The sequence below is a fragment of the Candidatus Zixiibacteriota bacterium genome, from assembly GCA_026397505.1.
Classification (GTDB): Bacteria; Zixibacteria; MSB-5A5; order GN15; family PGXB01; genus JAPLUR01.
The window spans coordinates 1-26,075 of sequence record JAPLUR010000107.1 but is presented as its reverse complement, the minus strand read 5'-3'; the positions used below and the strand labels follow the sequence as shown (position 1 = coordinate 26,075).

Genomic DNA, 26,075 nt, shown 5'->3' with positions numbered 1-26,075 from the left:
GGATAGATTATACTCCCCTGTAGCTCAGTTGGTAGAGCAGGTGACTGTTAATCACCGGGTCGCAGGTTCGAGTCCTGCCGGGGGAGCTAATATATAAACCCTTATATTACAATCACTTATAGTCGCGCTACCTATTCGAACCCCAAGAACTCAATCTAATGAGTTTGCATTTGATCATTGTTTTCTTCCCAAATTTTTGATGATATACATTGTGGCCTCAATGTATAGATTGCCAAGGGTTGAATTAAATCATCTTTATAAAATCTTTACGCACTAACATCTTCTCTTTATTCACTACTTGCTTACTTCAAGCGTTTATTTGACGATGAGAATCATGGAATTATTGCTCAGGTTCAAATCGCGGTCTAGTCAATTATGTTAGTCCGTCCAGGTTTTAGAAAGGGTATTTATAAATGGAATTCATAATCACTGGAATTGTCGCCATCGCCCTTCTAATCTATCTCGTTTACGCTATGTTCAATCCGGAGCGATTCAAGTAGGAGCGCTATATGTCAATCCGTGATTTTATGCAGATTTTGATTTTTGTCGCTGTTCTGGTTCTGTTGGCTCCACCGCTGGGGCAATATATGGCGAATGTCTTTGGCGGAAAGCGAACATTTCTGCATCCGGTGTTTGGTTGGCTTGAGCGACTCATATATCGATCGTGCGGCGTTGACGAAACCGAGGAAATGAATTGGCGGGCATATGCTGGGGCGCTTTTATGGTTCAATGCCATCGGTTTCGGAATTGTGTTTGTTCTGCAGATAGTTCAGAAAATGCTTCCGCTTAATCCCGCAGGATTGGGCAATGTCCAATGGGCGTCGGCTTTCAATACCGCTGTCAGTTTCATGACCAATACCAACTGGCAATCCTATGCGGGCGAGACGACCCTGAGTTATCTGACCCAGACGCTCGGTCTAACAGTCCAGAATTTTGTCAGCGCTGGGACCGGCATAGCTGTGATGCTGACGCTGATCCGGGGAATTGTGAAAAAAACATCTGTTTCACTCGGGAATTTCTGGGTCGATCTTACACGTTCGGTAGTGTATGTACTCCTTCCTCTGTCAATTGTGCTGGCGGTCGCTTTAGTCGGACAGGGAGCCGTTCAAACCTTCTCACCGGCAATACATGCCACTACTATCGAAGGTACAATTCAGGTCATCCCGCGCGGTCCGGCGGCTTCACAGATCGCTATCAAGCAGCTGGGAACCAATGGCGGAGGTTTCTTTAACGCCAATAGCGCCCATCCTTTCGAGAATCCAACTCCGCTTTCCAATTTTCTGGAAATGCTGGCCATACTCATTATCCCTGCCGGGCTTGTTTTCACCTATGGCCGCATGGCCAATGCCCGTCGGCATGCCGTTGTCATCTTCAGTGTCATGCTGATGCTGTTTATGAGCGGGTTGGCGTTGTCGCTCTATAGTGAAAACACCGCCAATGCGGCTCTTGGTATTAAAACCAATCTTGAAGGCAAGGAGACACGTTTCGGCAATACAAATAGTGTTTTGTGGTCGGTCGCTACGACGGCCGCATCAAATGGATCGGTTAACGCTATGCATTCCAGTTCATCACCTCTCTCCGGCGGGGTGGCGATATTCAATATGATGCTGGGAGAGATTGTTTTCGGAGGCGTCGGAGCTGGCATGTATGGAATGCTTCTATTTATCATATTGACAGTATTCCTGTCTGGGCTTATGGTCGGACGGACGCCGGAATATCTGGGGAAAAAGATAGAAGCGCACGAAGTTCAAATGGCGATACTCGCTATCCTTCTGACTAACGCGGTCATATTAATCGGGAGTGGAATGGCTGCCGTATTGCCCATTGCTCTAGCTGGGCTGGCCAATAAGGGGCCGCATGGTTTCAGCGAAATCCTTTATGCGTTTACATCGGCGGCGGGCAACAACGGAAGCGCTTTCGCCGGTCTCAATGCTAACACCAATTTCTATAATCTCACGCTGGGAATATCCATGCTAATCGGTCGGTTTGGGATAATTGTACCATGTTTGGCTATCGCCGGCAGCCTGGTTACGAAGAAGATTTCGCCTCTCTCAAGCGGATCGTTTACCACCGACAATTTCGTCTTTGGGTTAATTATGACTGCAGTAATACTGATAGTTGGCGCTCTTACTTTCCTGCCGGCGCTTTGTCTCGGGCCGATAATTGAACATCTTTTGATGCGCGGTGGGATAGTATTTTAGGAAGACTTATGGTTCCTAAAGAATCAAAAATAGTTGATCGAGCCCTCATAATGGCAGCGCTGAAAGATTCTTTGCTGAAGTTGAGACCGACCGCGGAGATGCGCAATCCGGTCATGTTCGTTACTTATGTCGGGGCCGTTCTGACGACCATATCTTTTTTGGGCGGGTTTGTCAAAGGTGCCATTTCCGCATTTGAATTGCAGATCAGTGTCTGGCTCTGGTTTACAGTAATTTTTGCCAATTTCGCCGAGGCCCTGGCCGAAGGGAGGGGCAAAGCCCAGGCCGAAAGTCTGAAGAAGACCCGGACACAACTATTTGCACGGCTTATGAAAGACAAAAAAGAAATCAAGGTGCCTGCAACAGAGCTTCGAAAGGGCGACTTGGTAGTTTGCGAAGCAAATGATATTATTCCGGCCGATGGTGACGTAATTGAAGGCATTGCCAGTGTGGATGAATCGGCCATTACCGGGGAATCAGCGCCAGTCATCAGGGAAAGCGGTGGGGATCGCAGCGCAGTGACCGGAGGCACCCGGGTTATTAGCGATCGTATTCTAATCAGAGTCTCTTCAGAACCGGGTAATGCTTTTATTGATCGCATGATCGCCCTTATCGAGGGGGCCAAACGTCAGAAGACTCCCAACGAAATTGCCCTGAGCATAGTGTTGGCAGGACTGACGATTGTCTTCTTGTTGGGGGTGGCGACACTCAAACTCTTTTCCGATTATGCGAGTGCCGCGGCTGGGCAGAATTTGAGTTCGATCATAACGGTTCCAGTTCTGATTGCTCTTCTGGTCTGTCTCATTCCAACAACCATCGGTGGGTTACTGAGTGCTATCGGGATCGCCGGTATTGACCGGCTGGTGCGCCGAAATGTCATTGCCAAGAGCGGACGAGCAGTGGAAGCCGCCGGTGATATTGATGTTCTCTTACTTGACAAGACCGGTACAATCACACTTGGCAACCGAATGGCTACGGAATTTATCCCTGCGCCGATGTATCTGACGCAGCATCTGGCAGAGGCCGCCCAACTGGCCTCGCTGGCCGATGAGACCCCCGAAGGAAGATCAATTGTTGTCTTGGCCAAAGCGAAATATGATTTGCGCGCCCAAACTCTGACTCCCAGTCAGGCGAGATTTATCCCCTTTTCGGCGCAAACAAGGATCAGCGGGGTGGACATTTTTGATGCCGATGGTTCGACCGCTTTACGGATTCGAAAGGGCGCCATTGACTCCATTCGTTCATATGTGGAACAGAATGGCGGCGTTTTTCCCAAGGAAGTCCAGACGGCAGTTGAAAATATCTCAGTCATGGGTGGAACTCCTCTGGCAGTGGCCGACGATACCGGAGTTCTGGGAATAATACATCTGAAGGATATAGTAAAAGGTGGCATCAGGGAGAGATTTTTGGAGCTTCGCAGAATGGGTATACACACGGTCATGATTACCGGCGACAATCCTCTGACAGCGGCGGCCATCGCAGCGGAAGCGGGTGTGGATGATTTTATCGCTCAGGCCACGCCTGAGACGAAACTTGCGAGAATTCGCCAGGAGCAGCAAAACGGGCATCTGGTCGCCATGACCGGTGACGGCACCAATGATGCGCCGGCGCTGGCGCAAGCCGACGTCGGTGTCGCTATGAACACCGGGACGCAGGCGGCCCGAGAAGCGGGCAATATGGTCGATCTTGACAGTAATCCGACCAAGCTGATTCAAATTGTTGAAATCGGCAAGCAACTTCTGATGACACGCGGCGCCCTGACCACTTTCAGTATTGCCAATGATGTTGCCAAATATTTTGCCATTCTTCCCGCCATTTTTGGAACGCTCTATGCTCTTTCAGGAACAGAGAGCGGTCCTCTGGCGGCATTGAATATAATGCACCTGCATTCGCCGCAGAGCGCCATCCTGAGCGCCGTAATTTTTAATGCCCTCATTATTATTGCCCTGATTCCTTTGGCTTTGCGAGGAGTGGCATACCGGGCGCAATCGGCTTCGCTGCTTCTGCGCCGCAACCTTCTTATATATGGTTTGGGTGGTCTTCTGGCTCCCTTTATTGGCATAAAACTGATTGATCTGATTGTTACCCTATTCGGCTTGGCTTCTTGAAAGAGAGAATAAATGAAGACAATTATTACCGCCGGCAAGCTTGTGTTGGTCATGACGCTAATCACTGGATTAGCATATCCACTTTTTGTCAGCGTCATTGCAAAGATTCTCTTTGCCGATAAAGCGGAGGGAAGTCCCATTTTGAAGAATGGCATCGTAATCGGATCCGAGTTGATCGGACAGAATTTCACCGGACAGCAATATTTCTGGCCGCGGCCATCTGCTATTGAATATAATCCTCTTCCATCTGGCGGGAGTAATCTTGGTCCGACCAGTGCTGTGCTCAAAGATAAGATAGCTGGAAGACGGGCGCGGTTGCTGGCGATCTATGGCAGAGATAGAGAAATACCTGATGACTTGCTTTTTTCTTCCGCCAGCGGACTTGACCCGCATGTCAGCCCGCAGGCAGCGCGTTACCAAGTTGATCGCATAATTAAGGCGCGACATCTTGACCAAACGACAAAAAATTCCTTATATAATCTGATTGACAAATATACCGAATATCCGACTCTGGGTCTTTTGGGAGAACCCCGGGTCAATGTGCTTAAATTGAATCTCGCTTTGGATTCATTAGCAGGAGGTTCGAAATAATGCCCGAGCCGCTTCGCCCCGATCCTGATGAACTTCTGGCTGCCATCAAGAAGGATGAGAGCAAGATGCAATCCGGCCGTCTCAGAATATTTTTTGGCATGGCGGCCGGTGTGGGAAAGACATATGCCATGTTGAAAGCGGCCCAGGATCGCCTTAAAGAGGGTGTCGATGTAGTCATCGGGACAGTCGATTCGCACCGTAGAACCGAAACCGAGATGCTTACGGCCGGACTTCCTCTCATTCCCCGCAAGAAGATTGTCTATAAAAATGCTGCTCTTGAAGAGATGGATATTGATGCTATTCTGGCGCGGCGTCCGCAATTGGTTCTGGTCGATGAACTGGCACATACCAATGTCCCCGGCTCCCGCCATCCAAAAAGGTGGCACGATGTTGTTGAATTGCTTGATGCCGGAATTGATGTATATACCACCATTAATGTCCAGCACATCGAGAGCCGCAAGGAATCGGTTGAGAGCGTCACAGGTATTAGGATTCGTGAAACTGTCCCCGATTCTATTTTGGAACGTGCTTACCAGGTCATTCTAATTGATATTACGCCCTCCGAGTTGCTGAAACGACTGAGCGAAGGGAAGGTGTATCTTGGCGACATGGCTGGGGCCGCCGCGCGGAATTTCTTTAAGGAGGATCGTCTCACTGCCCTGCGCGAGATCGCTCTGCGGCTGACGGCCGAGAAAGTAGACAGTGAACTGCAGGACATGATATCGGTAAGAGAGTCTGATACTGCCTGGAAAACAACCGAACGATTGATGGTGGCGGTGAGTCACAGCCCCTTTTCCGAAGGATTAATTCGGGCCACGCGCCGACTGGCCTTCGGTATGGAAGCGCCCTGGATTGGAGTCCATGTCGATACCGGAATAGCTTTATCGGATCAGGATAGAGCGACTCTGGCCAAAAACCTCTCTTTGGTTAGAGAACTGGGCGGCGAGATCGTCTCTACTTCCGATTTGGATATTGCCCAGGCCTTGCGGAGAATTGCGCGGCAACGCAATGTCACCCAGCTTATTGTCGGACGTCCAACACGCCGACGATTTCGGGATATACTCCAGGGTGGAACAATTCTGGATCGGCTGGTCAGGGAGAGTGGGAGCTTTGACGTGCATGTTTTGCGCCAGGAAACCAAGCGAAGCGCCGCTTCAGAAGTTCGTCCGAAAATTGAATTTGAATCGGGACTGTCGATTTACGGTTTGGTAACAAGCGCCGTGGCCGCAGTCGCCTTGATAGATAGTCTTTTGCTTCCTTTGATTGGCTATCGAGCAGTAGGCTTCATATTCTTGCTGACCGTTCTTGCCATGGGGATGTTTGTCTCAATTGGTCCGATTCTTGTCGCCGCCGTTATGAGCGCCCTTATCTGGGATTTCTTCTTTATTCCCCCCTATGGGACTTTTCGGATTTTCGCTCCCGAAGATATTGCTATGTGCGGCGCCTACCTTTTCGTCGCTATCACCACCGGCACACTTACCAACCGAATTCGGAAAAGGGAACGGATGTTGCGTCTCCGCGAGGAGCGCACGCAAGTGCTTTATGATATCGTTCGAACTATGGCGGCCGGTCATAACAGGCGGGAATTCATGTCACTGACTGCCGAAAAAATGGGAGCGACTCTTGACGGAGAATGCTCCATAGCTCCTTCAAATCAGGATGGGAAATTGGAGCGGCAGACCTTTCCGTCTCGTGAATGGTGCCGGATCGATAGGGAATGGGCCGTAGCCCAATGGGCATTTGAGCACGGCAAGCAAGCGGGATGGTCCACCGATACTCTGCCGTCAGCCGACGGTATCTATATACCTTTACGAGGAACCTCGGAGACAGTCGGTATATTGGCATATCATCCCCGCGGGAAAGTGCATCTTCTTCAGGAAGAAGAGAATCTTCTTTCCACAGTGACCCGCCAATTGGCGATTTCATTGGAAAGAGAATTGCTCCAGGATCGGTCTCAGCAGGCCGAGCGGCTGGCGGAATCGGAAAAGCTCTATCAGACCATCCTTAATTCCGTTTCGCATGAAATTCGCACTCCTTTGACGGCCATAATAGGCTTTACATCAGCTCTTCGGAGCGACCAACTAAATGCCGACACGGAAAGCCGCCGGCAAATGATAAACGAATTGAGCGACAGCGCTGAACGTCTAAATAATGTGGTAACGAATTTGCTTGATTTATCTCGTCTTAATTCAGGAATGCTCAGCTTGAAAAAGGACTGGCATGATATAAATGACTTGATCGCCGTCGTCCTCGGTGAATTGCAAAAAACCCTGTCGGATCATTCTGTCGCCATCAGGAGTGCTGAAAATTTGCCTTTAATACGAATTGATTTCAATCTGCTTAAACATGCGTTGATTAATCTATTGTCAAACGCGTCCGCCTATACCCCTTTGGGTACAGCAATTGAATTGGAAATAACGGCGGTCGAAGGCACATTAATCCTGAAAGTCACTGATAATGGCCCGGGCGTTCCGGCGGAATCTCTGTCGCATCTGTTTGACAAATTTTACCGCGTTCCCGGGACACCTTCAGGCGGCACTGGTATCGGACTTGCCATTGCCAAAGCTATTGTCGAAATGCATGGGGGGAAAATTGAGGCCGCCAATATTCCCAAGGGGGGAGCCTGCTTTTCTATCAGACTCCCCATCGAAAAGCAGCCTGAATTGCCTAACGAAAGTGAGGGCTTGTGAGCGGGACCCGCATTCTGGTCATTGATGATGAAACCGCGATCCGGCGCCTTCTGAAAATTAGTCTCGAGGCCGAAGGATACACTCTGCTGGAAGCCACCCAGGGGAGAGAGGGGTTGGTGTCTGCCTCCACGCAACGGCCGGATCTGATAATCCTTGATCTGGGATTGCCCGACATTGACGGACTGACGGTCCTTGGAAAATTGCGCGAATGGTCAACTATACCGGTTATTGTCCTGACCGTTAAAGACTCCGATATAGAGAAAGTAACCCTACTTGACGCCGGCGCCGACGACTATCTAACCAAACCCTTCAGCGTCCTGGAGTTATTGGCGCGCATTAGGGCGGCGCTTCGGCATACTCAGCCTTCCGAAATGCAGGCGATTTTTCACAGCGGACATTTGGAGGTTGATCTCTCTGCCAGAACGGTATCCGTAGCGGGCCAGCCGGTCAAATTGACCGCGACCGAATATGATATCCTGCGACTATTGGTTCGTTATGCGGGGAAAGTTGTCACGCAGGGACATTTGCTGAAGGAAATCTGGGGGCCGCACGCTTCAGAACAAACACAATATTTGAGAGTCTATATCGGTCAGCTCCGCAAAAAGCTCGAGAAGGACCCATCACGCCCAGAATTGATTCTGACTGAGCCGGGCGTCGGTTATCGGTTTATTGTTATTGGACGCTAATCAAAGCTCCGCATATATCTATTCCGCATAGACAGAATGTAATTCAGTTAATGAAACTGTCTCGTGGCCGCCCATTCGGGTTCAATTCGCTTTTGAAGACGGTCAGGCAGTCAACCTGAAGTAGTCAGTCAGCCCTGCGAAAGTTCGAGTTACGTCCTGCCGGGGGAGCTTTTCTATGCAACGTTCTCAATAATCCAGTTGCGGAAATCGTCTCGTCAACCCCGCCATACATAATAGTTTGTGGTACAACGGCTTAGGTCGTCGGAGGGTCACCACCTTTACATCGATATAGAACTTTTTCCAGCATTGTCTGCATTTCGCGGAAGTGTACCCTTTAATTTTCGAACATCATTATGCCAGTGATTTAGAAAGAACCCGTGCTATGTCGTGTTATGACACCTTCAATCATGTAAATCACATCTTCAGCAATATTTGTTGCATGATCGGCAATCCGTTCGAGATACCGGGATACTGATAGATACGGGATCAAAATATCGAGTTGCTCCGGATGAGCGCGAATAGCATCTTTGACCAAATCGTACATTTCCCGGTTGATCTCATCAACATCATCATCGGTGCGACAGACATCTCGGGCCAGTGCGGTATTCAAGTTCACCAGCGAATCAAGACTTTTCTTCAGCATATCCTGAGTCTTTTCCGCCAATGCGTCGAGATCAAAAGGAATGGCTATCCTGGGCTGGGTGCTGAGGAATTGGGCACGCTCAGCAATATTAACTGCAAGGTCCCCGATTCGTTCCAGATCGCTGTTAATCTTAAGTACGGCAATAATAAACCGCAAGTCGATCGCCACCGGTTGGTGAAGGGCAAGTATCTTGAGGCAGTCCTCTTCCAGATCGACCTCGGATTGATCAATCTCCGGATCCTGCCCGACAACCCTTTCGGCCAGAGCGGCATCTCTATCCTCAATGGATTTTACCGCCATTCTGACATTCTCCTCAACTGAGGCACACAAAGACAATATTTTCTTTTTGAGTTTCTCTATTTCTCTCTGTAAATGGTGTGGCATTTTATCCTCCGTCATCCGAATCGCCCGGTGATGTAATCTTCAGTCTGTTTCATAATTGGTTTAGTGAAAATCATCTTCGTCGGGCCGAACTCAATCACCCGACCTTCATAGAAAAAGGCGGTGTAGTCGGATATTCGCGCCGCCTGCTGCATATTATGCGTTACTATAACAATGGTATAATTCTTCTTTAATTCACCGATGAGATCCTCGATTTTTGAAGTGGAAATCGGATCCAGGGCAGATGCCGGCTCATCCATCAAAAGGACTTCCGGGCGCACCGCCAGCGCACGGGCGATACAAAGCCGCTGCTGTTGACCGCCGGAAAGCATATAAGCGCTGGTACTGATTTTGTCCTTTACTTCCTCCCAGAGAAATGCCCTTTTCAATGTGTCCTCAACGGCCTCGCGGATAACATCCCGGTCGCTGATGCCGTTCACCTTCAAACCGTACGCGACATTTTCAAAAATTGATTTGGGAAAGGGATTTGATTTCTGGAATACCATCCCGACCCGTGTGCGAATGGAGGAGACATCGCGAATATCCTTATAGATATCAATATCATCGAGTTTGATTTCCCCTTCCATTCGCGTTCCCGGAATGGTATCGTTCATTCTATTCAGGGTTCGAATGAAAGTCGACTTGCCGCATCCCGAAGGACCGATTAGGGCGGTTACCCGGTGCTCTTCGATATTCATCGAAATATCAAAGAGTGCCTGATTTTGGCCATAGAAGAAATTCAGGTCCCTGGCCGTCATCTTTATTTTCGGCCCGACGACATGTGCCTGATGCAGGCCGCTATTTTTCCTGAAATCATTTATTTCTATTTCATTATTATGCACTGACCCTCCTTAGTCTTATCCTCGAACGAATAAAAATCGCCACAAAATTCAATAGAAAGGTCAAAACCAGAAGGACCAAAACGGTTCCATAGAGAATCGGCCTGGTGGCCTCAATGTTGGGCGACTGCGTTGCCATAACATATATATGATATCCCAGAACCATGAATTGATCGTGGAGGTTTGAAGGCAAATGCGGCAGATAATAGGCCGCACCGGTGAACATGATAGGTGCTACTTCACCCGCGCCGCGGCTGACCCCCAGAATCACTCCCGTAAAAATCCCCGGCATAGCCTGTGGAACTATAATGCGGGCAATAGTCTGCAATTTGGTCGCCCCAAGGGCATAACTGGCTTCCTTGAGGTCCCTCGGAATGGCCCGCAGTGCTTCTTCCGTTGAAACTATCACCACCGGCAGGGCCAGAAGCGAGAGAGTCAGCGAGGCCCAGATTATGGCCGGCTGGCCCCATACCGGGCGTCCCGGGCTATAGAAGATTGAGTCGATGCCCGTGCCTATAAAACCGACGAAGAAACCCAGCCCGAAAAGCCCGAATACGATTGAGGGTACACCGGCCAGATTGTTAATTGCCACTCTAATCAGGCGCGTGATTCTTGAATCCGGACGGGTGTATTCCTGCAGATAGATCGCCGTCATCACGCCCACCGGGACAACCGCTATTATCATAAGAAATACCATAGCCACGGTGCCGAAAATGGCCGGGAATATGCCGCCAGACTCCATTCCATTTTCCGGAGGATGGGTTAAGAATTCCCAGTTAATGACGCCAATGCCGCCGAGAAAGACATTAAATAATATCACTGCAAGTATGAGCACAATAATGACAACCGCGGCCAGAGTCAGCCCTTTCGGTATAATGCCCGGAGATTTCTGCTTGAAATGATAATGGGCTGATGGCAGGCTCTTATTCATTTTGTTTTCCCCTGAATCTTTTCGCGCATCCGCAGAAGAACATAGTCGCCGCCCAGGTTGATGATGAAGGTAAATATGAATAATAACGTCCCGATGAAAAAGAGTACATTATAATGGGGACTTCCAAAAACAACCTCGGCCATCTCGGCTGCAATAGTCGCTGAAAAAGTGCGAATGGAATCGGCAAGGTTTCCCGAGACAACGGCGGCATTTCCTGAAGCCATAAGTACAATCATAGTCTCGCCAATCGCCCGCCCAAAACCGAGCACGATCCCGGCTGCGATTCCCGGCAGGGCCGCCGGAAGAACCATTGTGAAAGAGACCTGCCAGGGATTGGCACCCAGGGCAATGGCCGCTTCCCGGAGCGACCGTGGGATGGCAGTCATGGCATCTTCGGCCACGGTGAATATTACTGGTACAACGGTGATTCCAAGAGCAATTCCGGCATTGAGGGCATTGAGGCGATAGGTCAGACCAAATGTATTCTGCAGCCAGGTAGCCAGTACAATCAGCGCAAAAAACCCCAGGACCACCGAGGGTATCCCGGCCAGAAGCTCAATGACTGGTTTGATGATTTCCCTTAACCTTTTGGGTGCAAACTCCGACGAATATATTGCCGCGCCAACGCCCAGAGGCACGGCAAAAAGCATCGCCACCAGAGCCGCTTTCAATGTTCCCAGGAAAAGCGGCATAAGGGAATATTTGGGAACATCGGAATTAGGCTGCCATGACCATTTGGGTTCCCGTTTGGGGTAGAACTCCTGCTTAAACACCATCTTGGAAATGCTGGCTTCCTTTTTGACCTCGGGGCTGGTCAAAATTGGGATCGTTTCTTTGAAAATAAAAATGAATATCAGCAGGATAACGACCAATGCGGTCAGAGCATTGACGGCAATGAATTTCTCGCCGAGGAATTCTTTGATCCGAGATTTTTTCTTGAAATTGTATTTTTCCACTTCCATCCCATAACGGGTATGAGCGGAAACGAATTCTCGCTCACCCGTGGTTTCATTTTTGGCCGTCTGTCCTGCGAATATTCTTATTTTATTTTGCTGCTTTCAGCCTTTTCCTTGGGCAACGGAACATAATCGGTCTGCTGAGCAATCTTCTGGCCATCCGCAGAAAGAGCCCAATTTAGGAAATCCTTTAATTCACCGGATGGGGTGCCATTGAAGAACCAGTACAACTCGCGGGAAATCGGATAGGTTCCGCTAACTACCGTTTCCATCGATGGCTCCACCCCCGGTGTTTTTTCATCTTTTTTCACCGCGAGGGGTTTGACACCTTTATCCCACGCTATGCCGCCATACCCGATGCCGAATTTATCCTGGGCCACGGCATTGACGACAGCCGCCGTACCGGGCAGAGTCTGTGTCACGTCAGCGTAGTCCTCATTCTTGAGCACATGTTCTTTGAAGAAGGCATAGGTGCCGGAATTATTTTCTCTGCCATAGAGAATGATAATGTGCGATGGGCCGGCGACTTCCTTCCAATTGGTTATGGAACCGGTATAGATACCCCGGAGTTGCTCCAGGCTCAATTCCTTGACCGGATTGGCTACATTGACAAACACTGCAATTCCGTCGAGTGCTACGGCTACTCTATGCAGCTTTATCTTTTTGGATTCGGCGTCGGCGTATTCCTGCGGCTTCATGTCACGCGAGGCTTCGCAAATATCAGTTCCCCCGTTCAGAAGCGCGGCAATGCCGGTGCCGCTGCCGCCACCGGAAACCTGAAGCGTCACCTCCTTATGCGTCTTCATATATTCCTCGGCCCAGCGCTGACCGAGACGCACCATCGTGTCAGAACCTTTGATGGTGATATTTCCGGCAAAGGCCACACTGGCCGTCATAAGAATCATTGCCGCTGTGATTAACTTTTTCATAACTACCTCCAATTCACCTTGTGAATTCTCTTAAAATTTGAATTCCGTATTTAGATACAGAAATCTTTCATCCTTTGTACCTTCGGCCTGATAATTCTTGTTGCGGATATCAAGCGATGCTTTTACCCCTTTTATGGGAGCGCATTCGATTCCGGCGATAATCAGAGTATTGCCGTCCTTATCAACCTTCGTGTTGGGGTCATATACATCGGCCCGGCCGAATAGAACCAGCGTTCTGAAAAGCGATTGTGACGGAACCAGTGCATTTAGATACAAATTGCCCCAGAATGAAAGGCCACTCTGTCTAAGGTCTTCCTTACCTGCTCCCTGTCCCAGTGTCTGGAAATTCAGGTCTAAGCAGAGGTCGGTCGCTTTCTGATAGGCCAGCTTGCCGCCTATAGATATCATCTGTTTTTTCCAGTCCTCGGCTTTGACCGTGGAATCAAAGGTCTTGTTCTGGGTCCCGGTATAAAACTGTCCGAACAGGGCCACCTGATTGAAATCGCCGCTGTTATAAAAGGGGAGCAGTTTGCCGTAAAGATTGATATCCTTATTCTTATTCTTATCAATGAAGTCACTGTACTTGGTGCCGTTAAGAACGGAAAGTCCTGCCTCGCCCAGATTCCCCTGCGGGCCCAAAGTGAAATTGAATGAGAGCCCTAAATCGGCGGTCGAGAGCCAACCGTTTAGATCACCGATATTCTTTTCGATATAGCGACGATTCCAGATACCATCCATGTAGTTGAGGTACATGGTCGGCTGAAGACCGAAACGAATCTTGAAATATTTGGCCACCGGTTTGATTTTCCAATCGGCGTAAGCATATTTCAAAATAATCGGGTAGCCGCTGTAAGCGCTCAAGGCCGGAATCTTCACCGTATCCCCGTCACTATCGACAACCTTGGTCTCGGAGGTCGAAAATCTCTCCGGCCGTATATCAAATGTTATCCGAAGATTGGTATAGTCCGAAAGTTTCGATTCCGCGCCGAAATAGGCACGGTCGATGGTAAAGGCGTTATAATTGTCGGCTCCATCCGTTCTGTTCAGCATCCATGTGGAATAGATGGTGCCTTTAACCGATGTCTCCGCCGCGAATGCGGAACTGACCCCCAGGGCAATCACTAACAGCAATAAAAGCGTGATTGTCTTCTTCATGATTCTTCCTTTCTTCTTAGTCTCATCTTTCTTAATCATCTTCATTTTCAGGTCTTGATTTTTCAAATTCTTTCCCGGTCACGCCCAATGAAACGCCGCAATTGTTAGGATTTTGTTAGGGAGAGGTTAGAAATTGGTATAATTCGAATATGTCGGCGGCCGGAATGTCAGCCCGCCGAAGGAAGTTATCCTATTGCGGAATATTTTTTTACGAGTTGGCGGACTTTATGTATGACGGCAAAAATATGGTAAATGTGCTGCCCTTACCGGGAACACTTTCGACACTCACTCGTCCGCCATGAGCCAAAATGATATGTCTGACAATCGAAAGCCCCAGTCCGGTGCCGCCCAATTCGCGGCTGCGCGCCCGATCCACACGATAGAACCGTTCGAAAAGTCGCGGAAGATGAACCTTTTCGATGCCGCAGCCGTGGTCAGTGACTTTGATCGCTATCCCAGTATCTTCCGATTTGGCCGACATCTCGATACTGCTTTTCGCTTCGCTGTATTTAATGGCGTTGTCAATAAGGTTGGTAACTGCCTGCTCCAGAAGCGGCGCATTTATATTAGCCTTGAGATTGTCATCACACTGGAGCCGTAATTGAATATTCTTGGCCGAGGCTTTCGGTTCACAGATGACGATTGCACCGTGCAGGACACTCTTAAGTTGAGCGAATTCAATTCCTATATTGCCCCGCTCGGTCTGCTCCAATTCCGAAAGGGTCAATAAGTCCTCAATGATGGAATTGAGCCGTTCGGTTTGTCTGGCGATAATTCCCAGAAACTTTTCGGTATCTTCGGGACTATGGACCCCGCCGTCACGTAAAGTTTCGACAAAACCTTTAATTGATGTAATCGGCGTCCGCACTTCGTGAGAGACATTGGCCACAAAGTCACGGCGGATTATTTCCAACTGATGTAAGCGGGTGATATCGTGCAATACAATAACAGCGCCCAGGTTCTGACCTTTTTCGTCGTGAAGGGGGGAGCCGTGCAGATGTAACATTCGGGAGGTCTTGTCCTGTAGGCTGATCTCCTCTTCCTGAGCTTTTCCGCTTTCCAGAATGCGGGCGACAAATTTATGCAGGTTGGCGTTCCGGAATGATTCCTGCAGATAACGCCCTGCCACCTGATTAATTTCAACCCCAAGCATTTGTGCAGCAGCATGATTGAGATTGATTACTCGTTCCATGTTGTCAAAGGCGATGACCCCTTCAACCATACTGGTTAGAATTGCCTCACGTTCGTTGCGCTGGTCGATAATGGTCCGGACTTTTTCATTCAATTGTTTCGCCATCTCATTCATCGTTTCTGCCAGTTCGCCAATTTCCTCGGTTGCTCCAATCGGCAGGCGGTGTGTAAAGTCGCCTCGGGTAAAATACTCCGCAGCCTGTTTCATTCTTACCAGCGGCTGGGTGATACGGCGCGAAATGTAAAGACTCGCCAGCGCGGCTAGGACGGCGATCAAGAGACCTCCCACGATCACCTTGGTGTAAATCGAACCGAAAGCGTGTTCAATCGATGTTATCGGCAGGGAGGTACGCACAATGCCCACGACCTGCCCATTTTCGATTAGCGGCACGGCCGCATACATCATCGTTTCATAAAGGGTATGGCTGTACCGCGTGGCAATTCCGATTCGCCCGTCAAGCGCATCCTGAACTTCAGGCCGATTTGAATGATTCTCCATTTTTGTCGGGTCTTCATCGGTATCGCCGATCACCCTACCTGATGGGAGTATTACGGTAATACGCGTGGCACTTTCGCGCCCCAGTCTTTTGCACAGGTCATCAATATAGACGGCATCCGAACCAAGATTGAGCCCGGTCATTCGTTCCCGTAAAATGACTGCTCGCGCCTCAAGCTCCTGCGCATTTTGGGTCAGGTAAAACTGCTTTGTCGAATAGACGATAAACCAGGTCACCGCCGTTATCGAAAGAACAATGACAAAGATATATGAAGGGAAAAGCTGCCAGATTAACGGTCGCCGACGCATGCTTTACTCCTCACCTCCGGTCGCTTTTTCCGAAAAGCGGTAACCAACCCCGCGCATGGTTTCAATATATTTACCATAAGGGCCGAGCTTCTTCCGAAGACCGACAATCTGAACATCAACCGATCGGTCGGTCACCGGATAATCAGTCCCTTTAACCGCATCAACAATCTGGTAGCGGGTGAATACCCAGCCCGGTTTGGAGGCCAGGAAAAGAAGGATTTGAAATTCCGTGTAAGTTAAATCAGCAGGTTTGCCATCGATGCGCAATTCACGTTTTCCCCGGTGGACCTCAAGGCCGTCAAACTTCATTGTAGGCGCTATTTCTTCCTCTGGGGAGATTTTCTTTCGCCGCAGTACCGCCTTGATTCGCGCCATCAGCACTTTGGGGTTGAACGGCTTGACAACATAATCATCCGCGCCAAGCTCCAGTCCGATCACAATATCAGATTCCTCCCCCTTGGCAGTCACCATAATGATCGGAATATCAGCGGTGCCAGAATCCCCTTTCAGCGCTTTGCAGATTTCCCTTCCGCTGATTCCGGGGAGCATCAGATCAAGGAGTATGAGGTTAAAGGGTTCGGATTGCGCGGCTTCCAGACCTTCTTTGCCGTCAACAGCCTCGGACACTCGATATCCTTCACGAACAAGATTATATCTGATAAGCTCGCGGATGTCGGCATCATCCTCTATAATCAGAATTTTCTCTCCGGCCATGCTGTAATTCATCCGCCTTTCGAACTCAGATATTGATATTCTGTTTCTTCCTCATATATTCGGCGGCCACAAGTCCTTGTGTCTAAACGAATATGTTAAGAAACTAATTGAAAGCCGGAATTTTGGCAAGCCTTTTATCCGCAGCGGAATTGCGGTCTGGAAACTCTTCCGGCGACTGAAGAAGTCGTGGAGATTTCTTGAAAGATTACTAATTGAGAAACGGCCAAAATATCTCTGCACCGGTGACTCCGCATTTAGCAGTTGTGAAATCACCTCGTAGCTGCGCATTTAGGTTCAATACGCTTTTGAAAATGGTCGGGCAGTCAACCTGAAGTAGTCAATGAATTCTGCAAAAGTTCGAATTACGTCCTGCCGGGGGAACAATGATTAAGCCTCTGTTGCACAATCAATTGAAGATGCACTGGCCATTTGGAACAATAAACTCTATCCGCCAAAATTTGTTTCCATTTTAAAATCAACTAACGCAGAGATGTTGTTATCAGGCTGGGCGTGTCCTAGCCATGAGTCTCACCTGTCCACCTTGTTTGACAACAGACAGCCACTACTCACTTTTATATCAGGTGTTTATTCTTCTCTTACGACATTCCTAATTTTCAAGAAGAAATAATAGGAACAGATGGAAAAGCAGGAGATGGCATTACAGAATGGATAATAAAAAAGGACAGCCGAAAGGCTGTCCTTTTGTCATCAGACTGCAGAATCAATGATGAATGGGCGCCGGACCATTCTTGTACAGGAATGCGATCAAATAGGAAATATCGCGAATATTAATCAATTGGTCGCCATTAGCATCGCCCACCTCAATTATCGGGAACGGCGCCGGGCCGCTCTTGTATAGATAATTAATCAGGTAAGTTGCGTCCTTAATGTTAATAATGCGATCGGCGTTGGCGTCGCCCGCTCGGTGACCGATTATGGTGCACTGACCGGATTCGGTGAAATCGACATCATCATTGAACTTACCGGAAATAGTGTAAGCCCAATAAGTAGTATCCCACAGGTTGGTCAGACCATAACCTTCGATGCATTCTTTCATATTGACGTAGATTTCCATCACGCTGCCGGTAAAATCAGTATAGGAAGGCAGCATCTTGATGGAATCAGGCGTCAGTCCGTTGATCTTAACGGTGGCCGGATTGACATCGTCTATGTCGTATCCCGGTTCAAAATCGCCGCCAAGATACCCTCTCAACAGCATCGGATCAACAGAGAAAGAATACATTACATAGAGGAGCGACGGATCCAGATAGATAGTATTACCGCCGCCGTATCCGATGGTCATCGTCACAGGGACATTGGTCACGGCTTTAACGGCACCGGTATGCGTGATGGCTATGTTTGCAGTATAAGTGGATCCCAGTGTGAGATCGGCTGCATCATAGACAACAGCCAGGGGCAATGTTCCATTGCCGGGCACCACACCAGAGGGTGGAGCTACTGTCAGCCAGCTCAGCGGAGCCGGATTAATGCCGATAGCATCGAGCGAGAACTGAGCGCCATCATAGCCGGTGTAGACGAAAGCCAACTTGACATTGGTTTCGTTCTTATAAGCGCTCAGGTTGACAATGGAATTATTCCACTCCCAGTTGACGAATTCGCCATACTGCAGGTGATCCCACAACTTGGTCGGCCAGGTCGCGCCGCCGTCGGTCGAAATCCAGAGAGCCAGGGTGCAATTCTGGTAAGGGTCGACCGACCAGTAATAACTTCCCAGCCACCAGAAATCAACAGCATACTTAACACCGGCAAAATTCAGAACCGGGCTAATCAGCCATTCGTTCTGAGTGCCAGTATATGTCTCGTCATAGAAACAGTCGGCATTGTATGATCCTTCGTATGGCGCGTAGCTGCCAATCGCCCAGGTGAAAGGATTATTGACGACCGCCGACCAGCCGGTTGGAGGCACCGCGCCGCCTTCAAACCCCTCAAATAGAAGCGCTTTGGCGTCTTTCGTAAGAGCCGGAGCCGCGCCGGGACCGAAAGGTGATTTCTTCAAATTCTCAGAACACTGGCCGCCGCCGACACTCGCCTTTTTGCCATACTGAATAGCCGTCGAGAAATTGATATTAGCCGGGCCATTAGCACCAAGAGTAAGCCCTGTGTAACCCGTTGCCTCAGGCGGAACCATGCCAAAATTGATGGCAGGTGGGGCTACTGTTAAATAGGTTGGCGTTCCGCCAACTTCGATAGTATAGTCCTCAACCTCGCCATAGGAGGTAGTGCCGCATTCAGGCGGGGCCGCGGAATAGTTGATACGGACCCTCATCCGGGTGGAACCGGGTAAAGCATCGGCGGGCACTATAATATCGCCGGTATAAGGACCAGCGCCCGAGGAAACCGTCAGCGGAATTGCTTCATTGGCATCACTGAAATCAAAATCATGATTCCAATCAACCCAGACAGCGCATATATCCGAGCTGTAAGGATAACCGTTGACCACCGTAATCGGGTTGGTGCTTCCATAGGGCATAGTGGTCGAAAGGCCGGTATAATCACCATAGCCGGTGCAGCTGGAGCTGTTATCAATGCTGCCGACCGTCACCTGACTGATATACTCATCGCAACCGCCGGAGGCATCGCAATAATGCGGGATCCACGGCGTGCCGTTGACATGAATAGTATATGGGCCGGCATAATAGTTGGTCGGGTATGATGGATGGTAGGCCAGCACCGGTATATAATATGTCCCGGGATCAAGGGCCGAGAACACCATGGTGACATTACCATCGCCGCCGCAGCCGTTCCAGTCGGTCGTGGTGGCATAAATGAGTGAGCCCGCATCGCAGGGGCAAGCCGTAGCCAACACAACATAGACCAACTCGAAGGATGGTGAAGTGCCGCAGTAGTCGATGGTTATATCCATCTTCTCGGTAATAGTAAAGGCTTCCCAGGCCTCGGTGGAACCGACATCAAGCAGAGTGCAATCGCCGGTCGAGCCGACATTATTGCCGGTTATCGTTGCCGGGACGGTCTGCACAACAGCATCGGCGCAGTTGTCATTGTATGGAGCCGGAGGCGGAATAATGCAACTGGTAGTAAGAAGGCCGCTGCCGCTATTGGATGAATAACCACCGACCTCAATCAGGTAACTCTGGCCGGAAATTACCGGGAAAGTGGCCTGAGACTGAACGCCGCAACCGGAGAAATCGTCGTTGCAGGCCAGCTGGGTCAGAGTTGCGGGATCGCCGCAGCCGTCATAAACGGCCATTTTGGTATCATAGCCGGAACCGCACAGGCTGGCAGTGGCATTACCGGTGCAGGTCGCCGTGTAGCAGTACCAGATATTGGGAGCAGTCTGGCATGCGCCCGGGCCGTCAAATGTAGCTGATATTGTTGCAAAGGCCAGATTGGCCACATCACCAATCGCCTGAGCATACTGCCAGTTATCATTAGGAGGCGGGCCTGCCGCAAAAACGATCTTCAGATCAAAATTAGGAATACAGGCAGGAGACGGCCAGGTGTCAATCATGACATAATAGATGCCCGGTTCGAGGTGCAAGCCATAAATACCATGTATTCCGCTACTATAGCTGGTGTGAGTCGCCAGACAAGTAGTTGGATCCGGCGGACAGGCATCGTCAATCAGAATGCCGGTATAGGTAGTTCCTTTCGGGTCCAGGGTGAGGTCAATATTGATCGGAGCGTCGACATCAAGCATGTAGATAATATCTTCGCCGCCGTCATAGGAACCAAGACAAGTAGTATTGTAGTTGTCAACCCGGCCACAGGTATAGTTGGTGTTAACATAACCGGTTAAGCCGATATCTTCGGGCAATTTTATCGAGATTGGGTTGGCACAATTGTCCCCCTCGGTCGGAGGCGGGGGAGTGGTGATGGTCAGGTCGAAGTTGGGAACACAATCAGGGGTCGGCCAGGTGTCAATCATAATATAATAAGTGCCCGGCTCAAGGTGCAAACCGCTTATGCCGTGAGCGGCGCTGCCCGAACTGGTATGAGTGGCCAGGCATGTCCCGGCGTCAGGCGGGCAGGCATCGTCGACCAATATACCCGTATAGGTTGTTCCCTTGGGATCCAACATGATATTGAGATCGACCGCCTCGGTAACATTCAATTGATATATGATGTCTTCGCCGCCATCATAACTGCCGAGACAGGTGGTGTTATAGTCATCTCCTCTGCCGCAAGTGTACTGATTGAGATCCGAATACGGCAAAGCAGCCGGCAATGTGACAACAATAGGATTGCTGCAATTGTCGCCGACACCGGCCACCGGGCAAGGATCGGCACAGGTAGTGGTGCCGCTCCATGTGCCGCCCAGAGCGGTGCACTGGGCCTCAGTATTATCGGCACAGCTGGGAGCCAGGGGATCACCGTAGCAGCAGCGTCCGGCAGGGGCGGGATCATCATTTATCGTGACCAGGTCGAGTAGCAACTGGGCGCCATCGCTGCCGTGATATCTCCAGGCCAGCTTGACATCGGTCTGGCCGACATAGGCCGCCAGCGAAACAGATGCTTGATACCAGGTCCAGCTTGTGAAAGCTCCGGCCGCGGTTTCATCCCATAGCTTTGTGGGCCATGTGGCGCCGCCATCGGTGGATATCCAGAGCTCATAATCATAGTTATTATAGGGGCTGACTCCCCAGTAATAACTCATGTTCCACCAGAACTGGACTTTCAGGTCGGAATTGGCCGTGGCAAAGTTCAGCGCCGGCGTAATCAACCATTCATCCTGCATACCCAAAGCCGGATCATATTCTACATCGGCACAGCCGGTGCCGGAATATACGCCCGTTGTCTGGAGTTTCCAGGTATAACCGGCAACGGTTATAACGGTCGTCCAACTGGCCGGGGGGACGGCCACATCGAATTCTTCACCCAAAAACAGCGATTTTGGCATCTCCGCTTTTCCCTGGGGGGCATTACTCGGAGGTGCAAATTTGCTGGTTTCATACAATTCTCTGGGGTCGGGCTGCCTTTCCAGCTGATTCTTGAGCTCCCAATTGGGGTCAGGAGTCGGCTGATTGGCCGCCGGCGAGATAATCGCCTTGTGCTTCACTGGAATCGGCTTATCAGCTCCGAAAATCGGCGAGCCGATTGCAAGCACGACCAAAATCGCCAGAGCAATAATTAAAGCCATTCTGAATTTGGTCATTACATACCTCTCTCCAAAGGTTAATCACACTCAAAAAAGGGTAGATAGATCTCATGTCCGGAGGACACGAGCGTTGTCATAATGTCAAAAGCACCACCTCCTCAACTAAGTCAATGTTTTAGAAGCCAGCTTTTTAATACGACTGAAGCAAAATCTCTTAATCGCTTTTCTTAAGGCAGGAAAAATTTCGAGTACCAAAAATGGGGTACTGGACGCCTTACTTTCTCCGATAATTCAATATCATGACTTCCTCTAATAAAGTCAAGCGCAATCTGTTGACAAAACATTCCAATATGCTGAGAAAGCCATTGCGTCAATATATGTGATAAAATTTGTCCCGTATAATTCGTCCATAATCAAAGCTCATTATGGGCAAACCGGAACTGTTCCTCCTTTATATAAGTAATTTATCAAATAGGTTACATCCTGGATACTGGTGTTCCCGGAATTGTTGACATCGCCCGACTCCTGATGGATCGGTGCCGCTCCTTCCTTATATAGAAAATCTATCAGATAAGTAATATCCCGAATATTCACCTGCCCGTCATCGTTGACATCGCCGCAGATAAAGGCAGGGCTGACATGGAAACTGAATTGTTTCTCATCGGCGCTTCCGGCCAGGTCTACTGCGCGGGCAACAAAGAGTATGGTTCCGCTGTCGACCGGTATTCCCGATAACAAACCTCCCGTCGATATGCTAAGTCCAGTTCCGGCCAGTCCGCCATTTTTGTCGCTCCAGGTCTTGGTCCCGGTACCTCCGCCCGCTGTCAGGGTCTCCGCGTAGGCCTCTCCTTTAATGCCGTCAGGCAAAATGGCCGTGGATATCTGGACCACCGGATTTATATTGAAAGAATAAGCCTGTTCGTCGTTTCGACTAAGCTGGTCAGTCACTACTGCCGTGAATGATATGGGGCCGTTATTGGGCGGTGTCCCGGATATCAATCCAGCGCTCGAAAGAGCCAAACCGGATCCGCTCAATTGATTGAACTTATCCGCCCAAGTCAAATTTCCCGTACCTCCGGTCGCGGTAAGTTGCTGGGAATATGGCCGGAGTGCCGTCCAGTCCGGCAGAGTCAGCGTTGCTATCTGAGGTGGATTGCTCGCTCCCGGAGTTGGAAATGTGATAAAATCAATCCATCCGCAATCGCTTCCACTCACCCCACTTTGGTCCTTGGAATATTTCCAGGTACATGTATGAAGTCCACTTGTGACGGGATAACTGGCCAATGCCCAGCCGACCGAGCCGGACCACTGCCCCTTCAGGATGCCGTCTATATAGAACCGAAGAAAATCATAGTTGGCCTCGGATGAGATTTTATAGCGGAATGAAATTGTGCCGGCAGTGTCATTATCTAAAGAAACGGCCATTTGCGAATACTGCTGATTACCTATGGGACCCGATCGGGCGCAATGAGTTCCTTCATAGACTCCACTTGTGACAATAGTCCAGGATTGGTCCCCACTCAGTTCCCAGGGGAACGATGTAAAACCGCCCGATTCAAAATCCTCCGTAAGCCGTCCGATAAAAGTCTGGAAATTAATCGTCTTGCTGTAACCGCCGTCAGCAACGACATCAAGCTGAAAGTTCACGGCATGATTGAGAGGGCAGGAAGGCGAAACGGAAAACTGAAAGTCGCTCGAGGATATTCCGGTGCCCCCGAGGGCGGGAATATCGGGAAATAAAGAAATCGGGTTGGTAATTGTAATGTATGAATCGGCCGTTGATAGCGTTCCGCTCACCCCGCCGGCGATTCCGGCGCCGTTATTGACGAGAGTGACCTTCATATCGGCAAGGTCGCCGGGGAAAATGAAATAACCGTCATGTTTCTGAAAAGCCAGGTCGGGGATATTCGGCATCGGCGCCATCGCAACGTTGGCAGTAATTACACCCCCGCTGGTGACATTCAGATTCCTGCGAGTCTTCAAGTAATACCCGGGAGCGCTGAATTCAACATCATAAGTGCCGGGGGCAATCATCCGATGATAATCTCCGACCTGCGGATCGGTGTATATTTCGGATTGATCAAAATCATGACCGATAGCTGTCACTTTGGCGGAGACAGGCAACCCGGTGATAGAATCGGTTACAACGCCGCGGATTCCATAGAGTGCATTTTCAAGATAATTCAAGAAGGAGGAACTATTATAAGTCCAATGCGCCGGAAGCTGGCTTCCCGGAAGAAGCTTGGTATCGGAAATTTCTATCGTTATTTCGCGGCATCCATGCCACCAGTTCATATAATCCTGGCGGCCGCCGTTGACCTCATACCAGGCGTACCCATTGGTAATGCCGTTATTCAGGTAGTTCATATAACCGCTCGGGCTGTAAACATGCACCGTGTCGGCATACTTGCGACTGATATCGAAATACCAGCTGTTATCAGGATGTAGTCTTGACCAGGTATCCCAGGGGTAATTGACCACTTCGACCCCACCATGGAAATTGGCTGAAATCACAAAGGAATGGGCATCGGCAAAATCCATCATGCAGATGGTTTCCGGCTGCCAGGCATAACCATCGGGATGATCGCCGTCCTGCGGATCGGGGAAATTACGATTAAGGTCAACCCCGTTGGCATTCCCTCGCGTGGCTCCGCTGACCGAATTGTTGCCGCCGTGATATGTCCCGTCGGGGTTGGCCAGCGGGTTAATCCAGATTTCACAGTTATCCACAAGGCGCGTCGCCATGGAATCGGTGCCGTAATTGCTGAGAAGATAATCGATTAACCGGAGCATCAACACATACCCGGTGGCCTCATCGCCGTGCATGGAGCTGGTGAACATTACTTCCGGCTCATCCTCTTCTACGTTGACATTGCCGGAAATCCTGGCAACAAGCAGCTCGCGCCCCTGTACCGAGTATCCAATCCTCTGTACGGTGCAAAGATTGGGATAATCAATAGCATATTGATTCATCATGCTGACATAATTGGTATAGGTCGGATAACTATCCCAGGCGCGAAGTTCATCCTTGGTGTCCGCCATCTTGGGCGTTATCAGGCTCCCCGGATGGGGCAGAACGATATAATCGTACCCCAGTGTCTTGAATTTCCCCAGTTCATCTTCGTTGGCGTAGGCGAAGACCGTATCTCCTTTGACGTTGTCAATCGATATGATCCTGGTAAGGGTGGCGATTTCTTCCCGCGATTTTATCAGAAATTTGAAATAGGTTTCCACATTTCCGGCCTCAGGAACTATGTAGACCGACATAACCAAAGCCGCCAAAAAGATGAGCCATCGTTTCATATTCTATTCCTTGTCCTATGTTGCACTATGGCCACAAGTTCTCCTCTCGTGGCTGTATCATTCATTCAATCTCTCAATATCATCTGTGGCGGGGTCGGTCTCGGGTCGATCCCGCGCTTCATAGTTTCTCCATCTACGGGCAGAGTGGTATTGGCCCGCTCTTATAAAGGAAATTTATGAGGTAAGTAATATCGCGGATATTCACCTGACCGTTGCCATCGGCATCAGCGGCCTCCATCGGATTCGGCGCCGGGCCGCCCTTATACAGAAAATTAATCAAATGAGTGATATCCATGATATTCACCACGCCGTCACCGTTGGCGTTGCCGCAAATATACGGCGGTAAAACGGTCATCTGAACCGGCAAGATCACCTGCGGCGTCTCGGGATCATTCGACAATACCTTCAACTGACCATTATAAACACCCTCCGCCAGTTCGCCCGGCGTAACCCGCACCGTCACCGTATCCCAACCAAAACCGGGAATCGACCCCGAACCCGGTTCGACCCACAGCCAACTCGCCGCCGCCATCGAAATGGCCAGATTGTCGTGCATATACGTACCGTTAAAGACCACCTGTAAACCATCCGTCCCGTTACCGTTCTCAATCCCCAGGGTCGCGCCGCTCAAACCCTGCGCATCGCTCCCCGGATTCATCACCCCATACTGCATCAAAATCTGACCATCGGGATATAAAATCACCTGAAACGACAACGAACCCGTCCCGGTCGTAGAATAATAATTGGGAACACCGTCATAACTCACGATAAAACGAGTGCCGACGGCATCATAATAATAGTAGATATGCCCGCCCTTGCGCGGATCCAGATCGTCCCACCACAACGAAATCATGTTGTTCGGCAGAGAATCATTGGGA

Annotated in this window: 16 protein-coding genes and 1 tRNA gene; 6 read left to right on the top strand and 11 right to left on the bottom strand. The window is 49.8% G+C overall.

The features are described from left to right. The first annotated feature begins 13 nt into the window (after positions 1-13). From NT002_10860 to NT002_10835, 6 genes are all read left to right on the top strand, one after another. Positions 14-86: transfer RNA gene (locus NT002_10860), tRNA-Asn, on the top strand. Between the two features lie 423 nt (positions 87-509). Next, the gene (kdpA, locus tag NT002_10855) at positions 510-2,201 is read left to right on the top strand and encodes a potassium-transporting ATPase subunit KdpA (GenBank protein ID MCX6829762.1); all 1,692 of its coding nucleotides are present in this window, start codon (positions 510-512) and stop codon (positions 2,199-2,201) included. 8 nt (positions 2,202-2,209) lie between these two features. Further along, positions 2,210-4,306, top strand: coding sequence for a potassium-transporting ATPase subunit KdpB (kdpB, locus tag NT002_10850; protein ID MCX6829761.1), 2,097 nt, complete (start codon positions 2,210-2,212; stop codon positions 4,304-4,306). Between the two features lie 12 nt (positions 4,307-4,318). Then, a complete protein-coding gene (kdpC, locus tag NT002_10845) occupies positions 4,319-4,897 on the top strand; it encodes a potassium-transporting ATPase subunit KdpC (GenBank protein ID MCX6829760.1) in 579 nt (192 codons plus the stop codon). Next, a complete protein-coding gene (locus NT002_10840) occupies positions 4,897-7,587 on the top strand; it encodes a sensor histidine kinase KdpD (GenBank protein MCX6829759.1) in 2,691 nt (896 codons plus the stop codon). Before kdpC ends, NT002_10840 begins: the two co-directional genes overlap by 1 nt. Further along, positions 7,584-8,273, top strand: coding sequence for a response regulator (locus tag NT002_10835; GenBank protein MCX6829758.1), 690 nt, complete (start codon positions 7,584-7,586; stop codon positions 8,271-8,273). The genes NT002_10840 and NT002_10835 overlap by 4 nt, the downstream gene beginning before the upstream one ends. 364 nt (positions 8,274-8,637) lie before the next feature. Here NT002_10835 and phoU read toward each other — a convergent pair whose 3' ends face one another. The 11 genes from phoU to NT002_10780 form a co-directional block, all read right to left on the bottom strand. Further along, a complete protein-coding gene (gene phoU, locus NT002_10830; protein ID MCX6829757.1) occupies positions 8,638-9,300 on the bottom strand; it encodes a phosphate signaling complex protein PhoU in 663 nt (220 codons plus the stop codon). Positions 9,301-9,311: 11 nt separating this feature from the next. Beyond that, positions 9,312-10,055, bottom strand: a complete 744-nt coding sequence (gene pstB, locus NT002_10825; GenBank protein ID MCX6829756.1) for a phosphate ABC transporter ATP-binding protein PstB — start codon at positions 10,053-10,055, stop codon at positions 9,312-9,314. 76 nt (positions 10,056-10,131) lie between these two features. Beyond that, complete coding sequence (pstA, locus tag NT002_10820; protein ID MCX6829755.1) at positions 10,132-11,067, bottom strand: phosphate ABC transporter permease PstA; 936 nt, start codon at positions 11,065-11,067, stop codon at positions 10,132-10,134. Continuing rightward, entirely contained in the window at positions 11,064-12,023 is a 960-nt protein-coding gene (pstC, locus tag NT002_10815) for a phosphate ABC transporter permease subunit PstC (protein MCX6829754.1), read from the bottom strand. Before pstC ends, pstA begins: the two co-directional genes overlap by 4 nt. 83 nt (positions 12,024-12,106) lie before the next feature. After that, positions 12,107-12,952 carry a phosphate ABC transporter substrate-binding protein gene (locus NT002_10810; GenBank protein MCX6829753.1) on the bottom strand — a complete coding sequence of 282 codons (846 nt, stop codon included), beginning with the start codon at positions 12,950-12,952 and terminating at the stop codon, positions 12,107-12,109. Positions 12,953-12,982: 30 nt separating this feature from the next. Next, on the bottom strand, positions 12,983-14,173 hold the full coding sequence (locus NT002_10805; protein MCX6829752.1) for a hypothetical protein: 1,191 nt from the start codon (positions 14,171-14,173) through the stop codon (positions 12,983-12,985). 142 nt (positions 14,174-14,315) lie between these two features. Continuing rightward, positions 14,316-16,103 (bottom strand): ATP-binding protein, encoded by a 1,788-nt coding sequence (locus tag NT002_10800; protein MCX6829751.1) that lies wholly within the window; start codon positions 16,101-16,103, stop codon positions 14,316-14,318. A gap of 3 nt (positions 16,104-16,106) precedes the next feature. Continuing rightward, positions 16,107-16,817: a response regulator transcription factor gene (locus tag NT002_10795; protein ID MCX6829750.1), complete on the bottom strand. Its 711-nt coding sequence runs from the start codon at positions 16,815-16,817 to the stop codon at positions 16,107-16,109. 721 nt (positions 16,818-17,538) lie between these two features. Further along, the gene (locus NT002_10790; protein MCX6829749.1) at positions 17,539-21,951 is read right to left on the bottom strand and encodes a choice-of-anchor J domain-containing protein; all 4,413 of its coding nucleotides are present in this window, start codon (positions 21,949-21,951) and stop codon (positions 17,539-17,541) included. A 366-nt stretch (positions 21,952-22,317) separates the two neighbouring features. Beyond that, positions 22,318-25,197, bottom strand: coding sequence for a M14 family zinc carboxypeptidase (locus NT002_10785; protein ID MCX6829748.1), 2,880 nt, complete (start codon positions 25,195-25,197; stop codon positions 22,318-22,320). 133 nt (positions 25,198-25,330) lie between these two features. Further along, the coding region (locus NT002_10780) for a dockerin type I repeat-containing protein (protein MCX6829747.1) at positions 25,331-26,075 on the bottom strand (745 nt) is incomplete at its 5' end.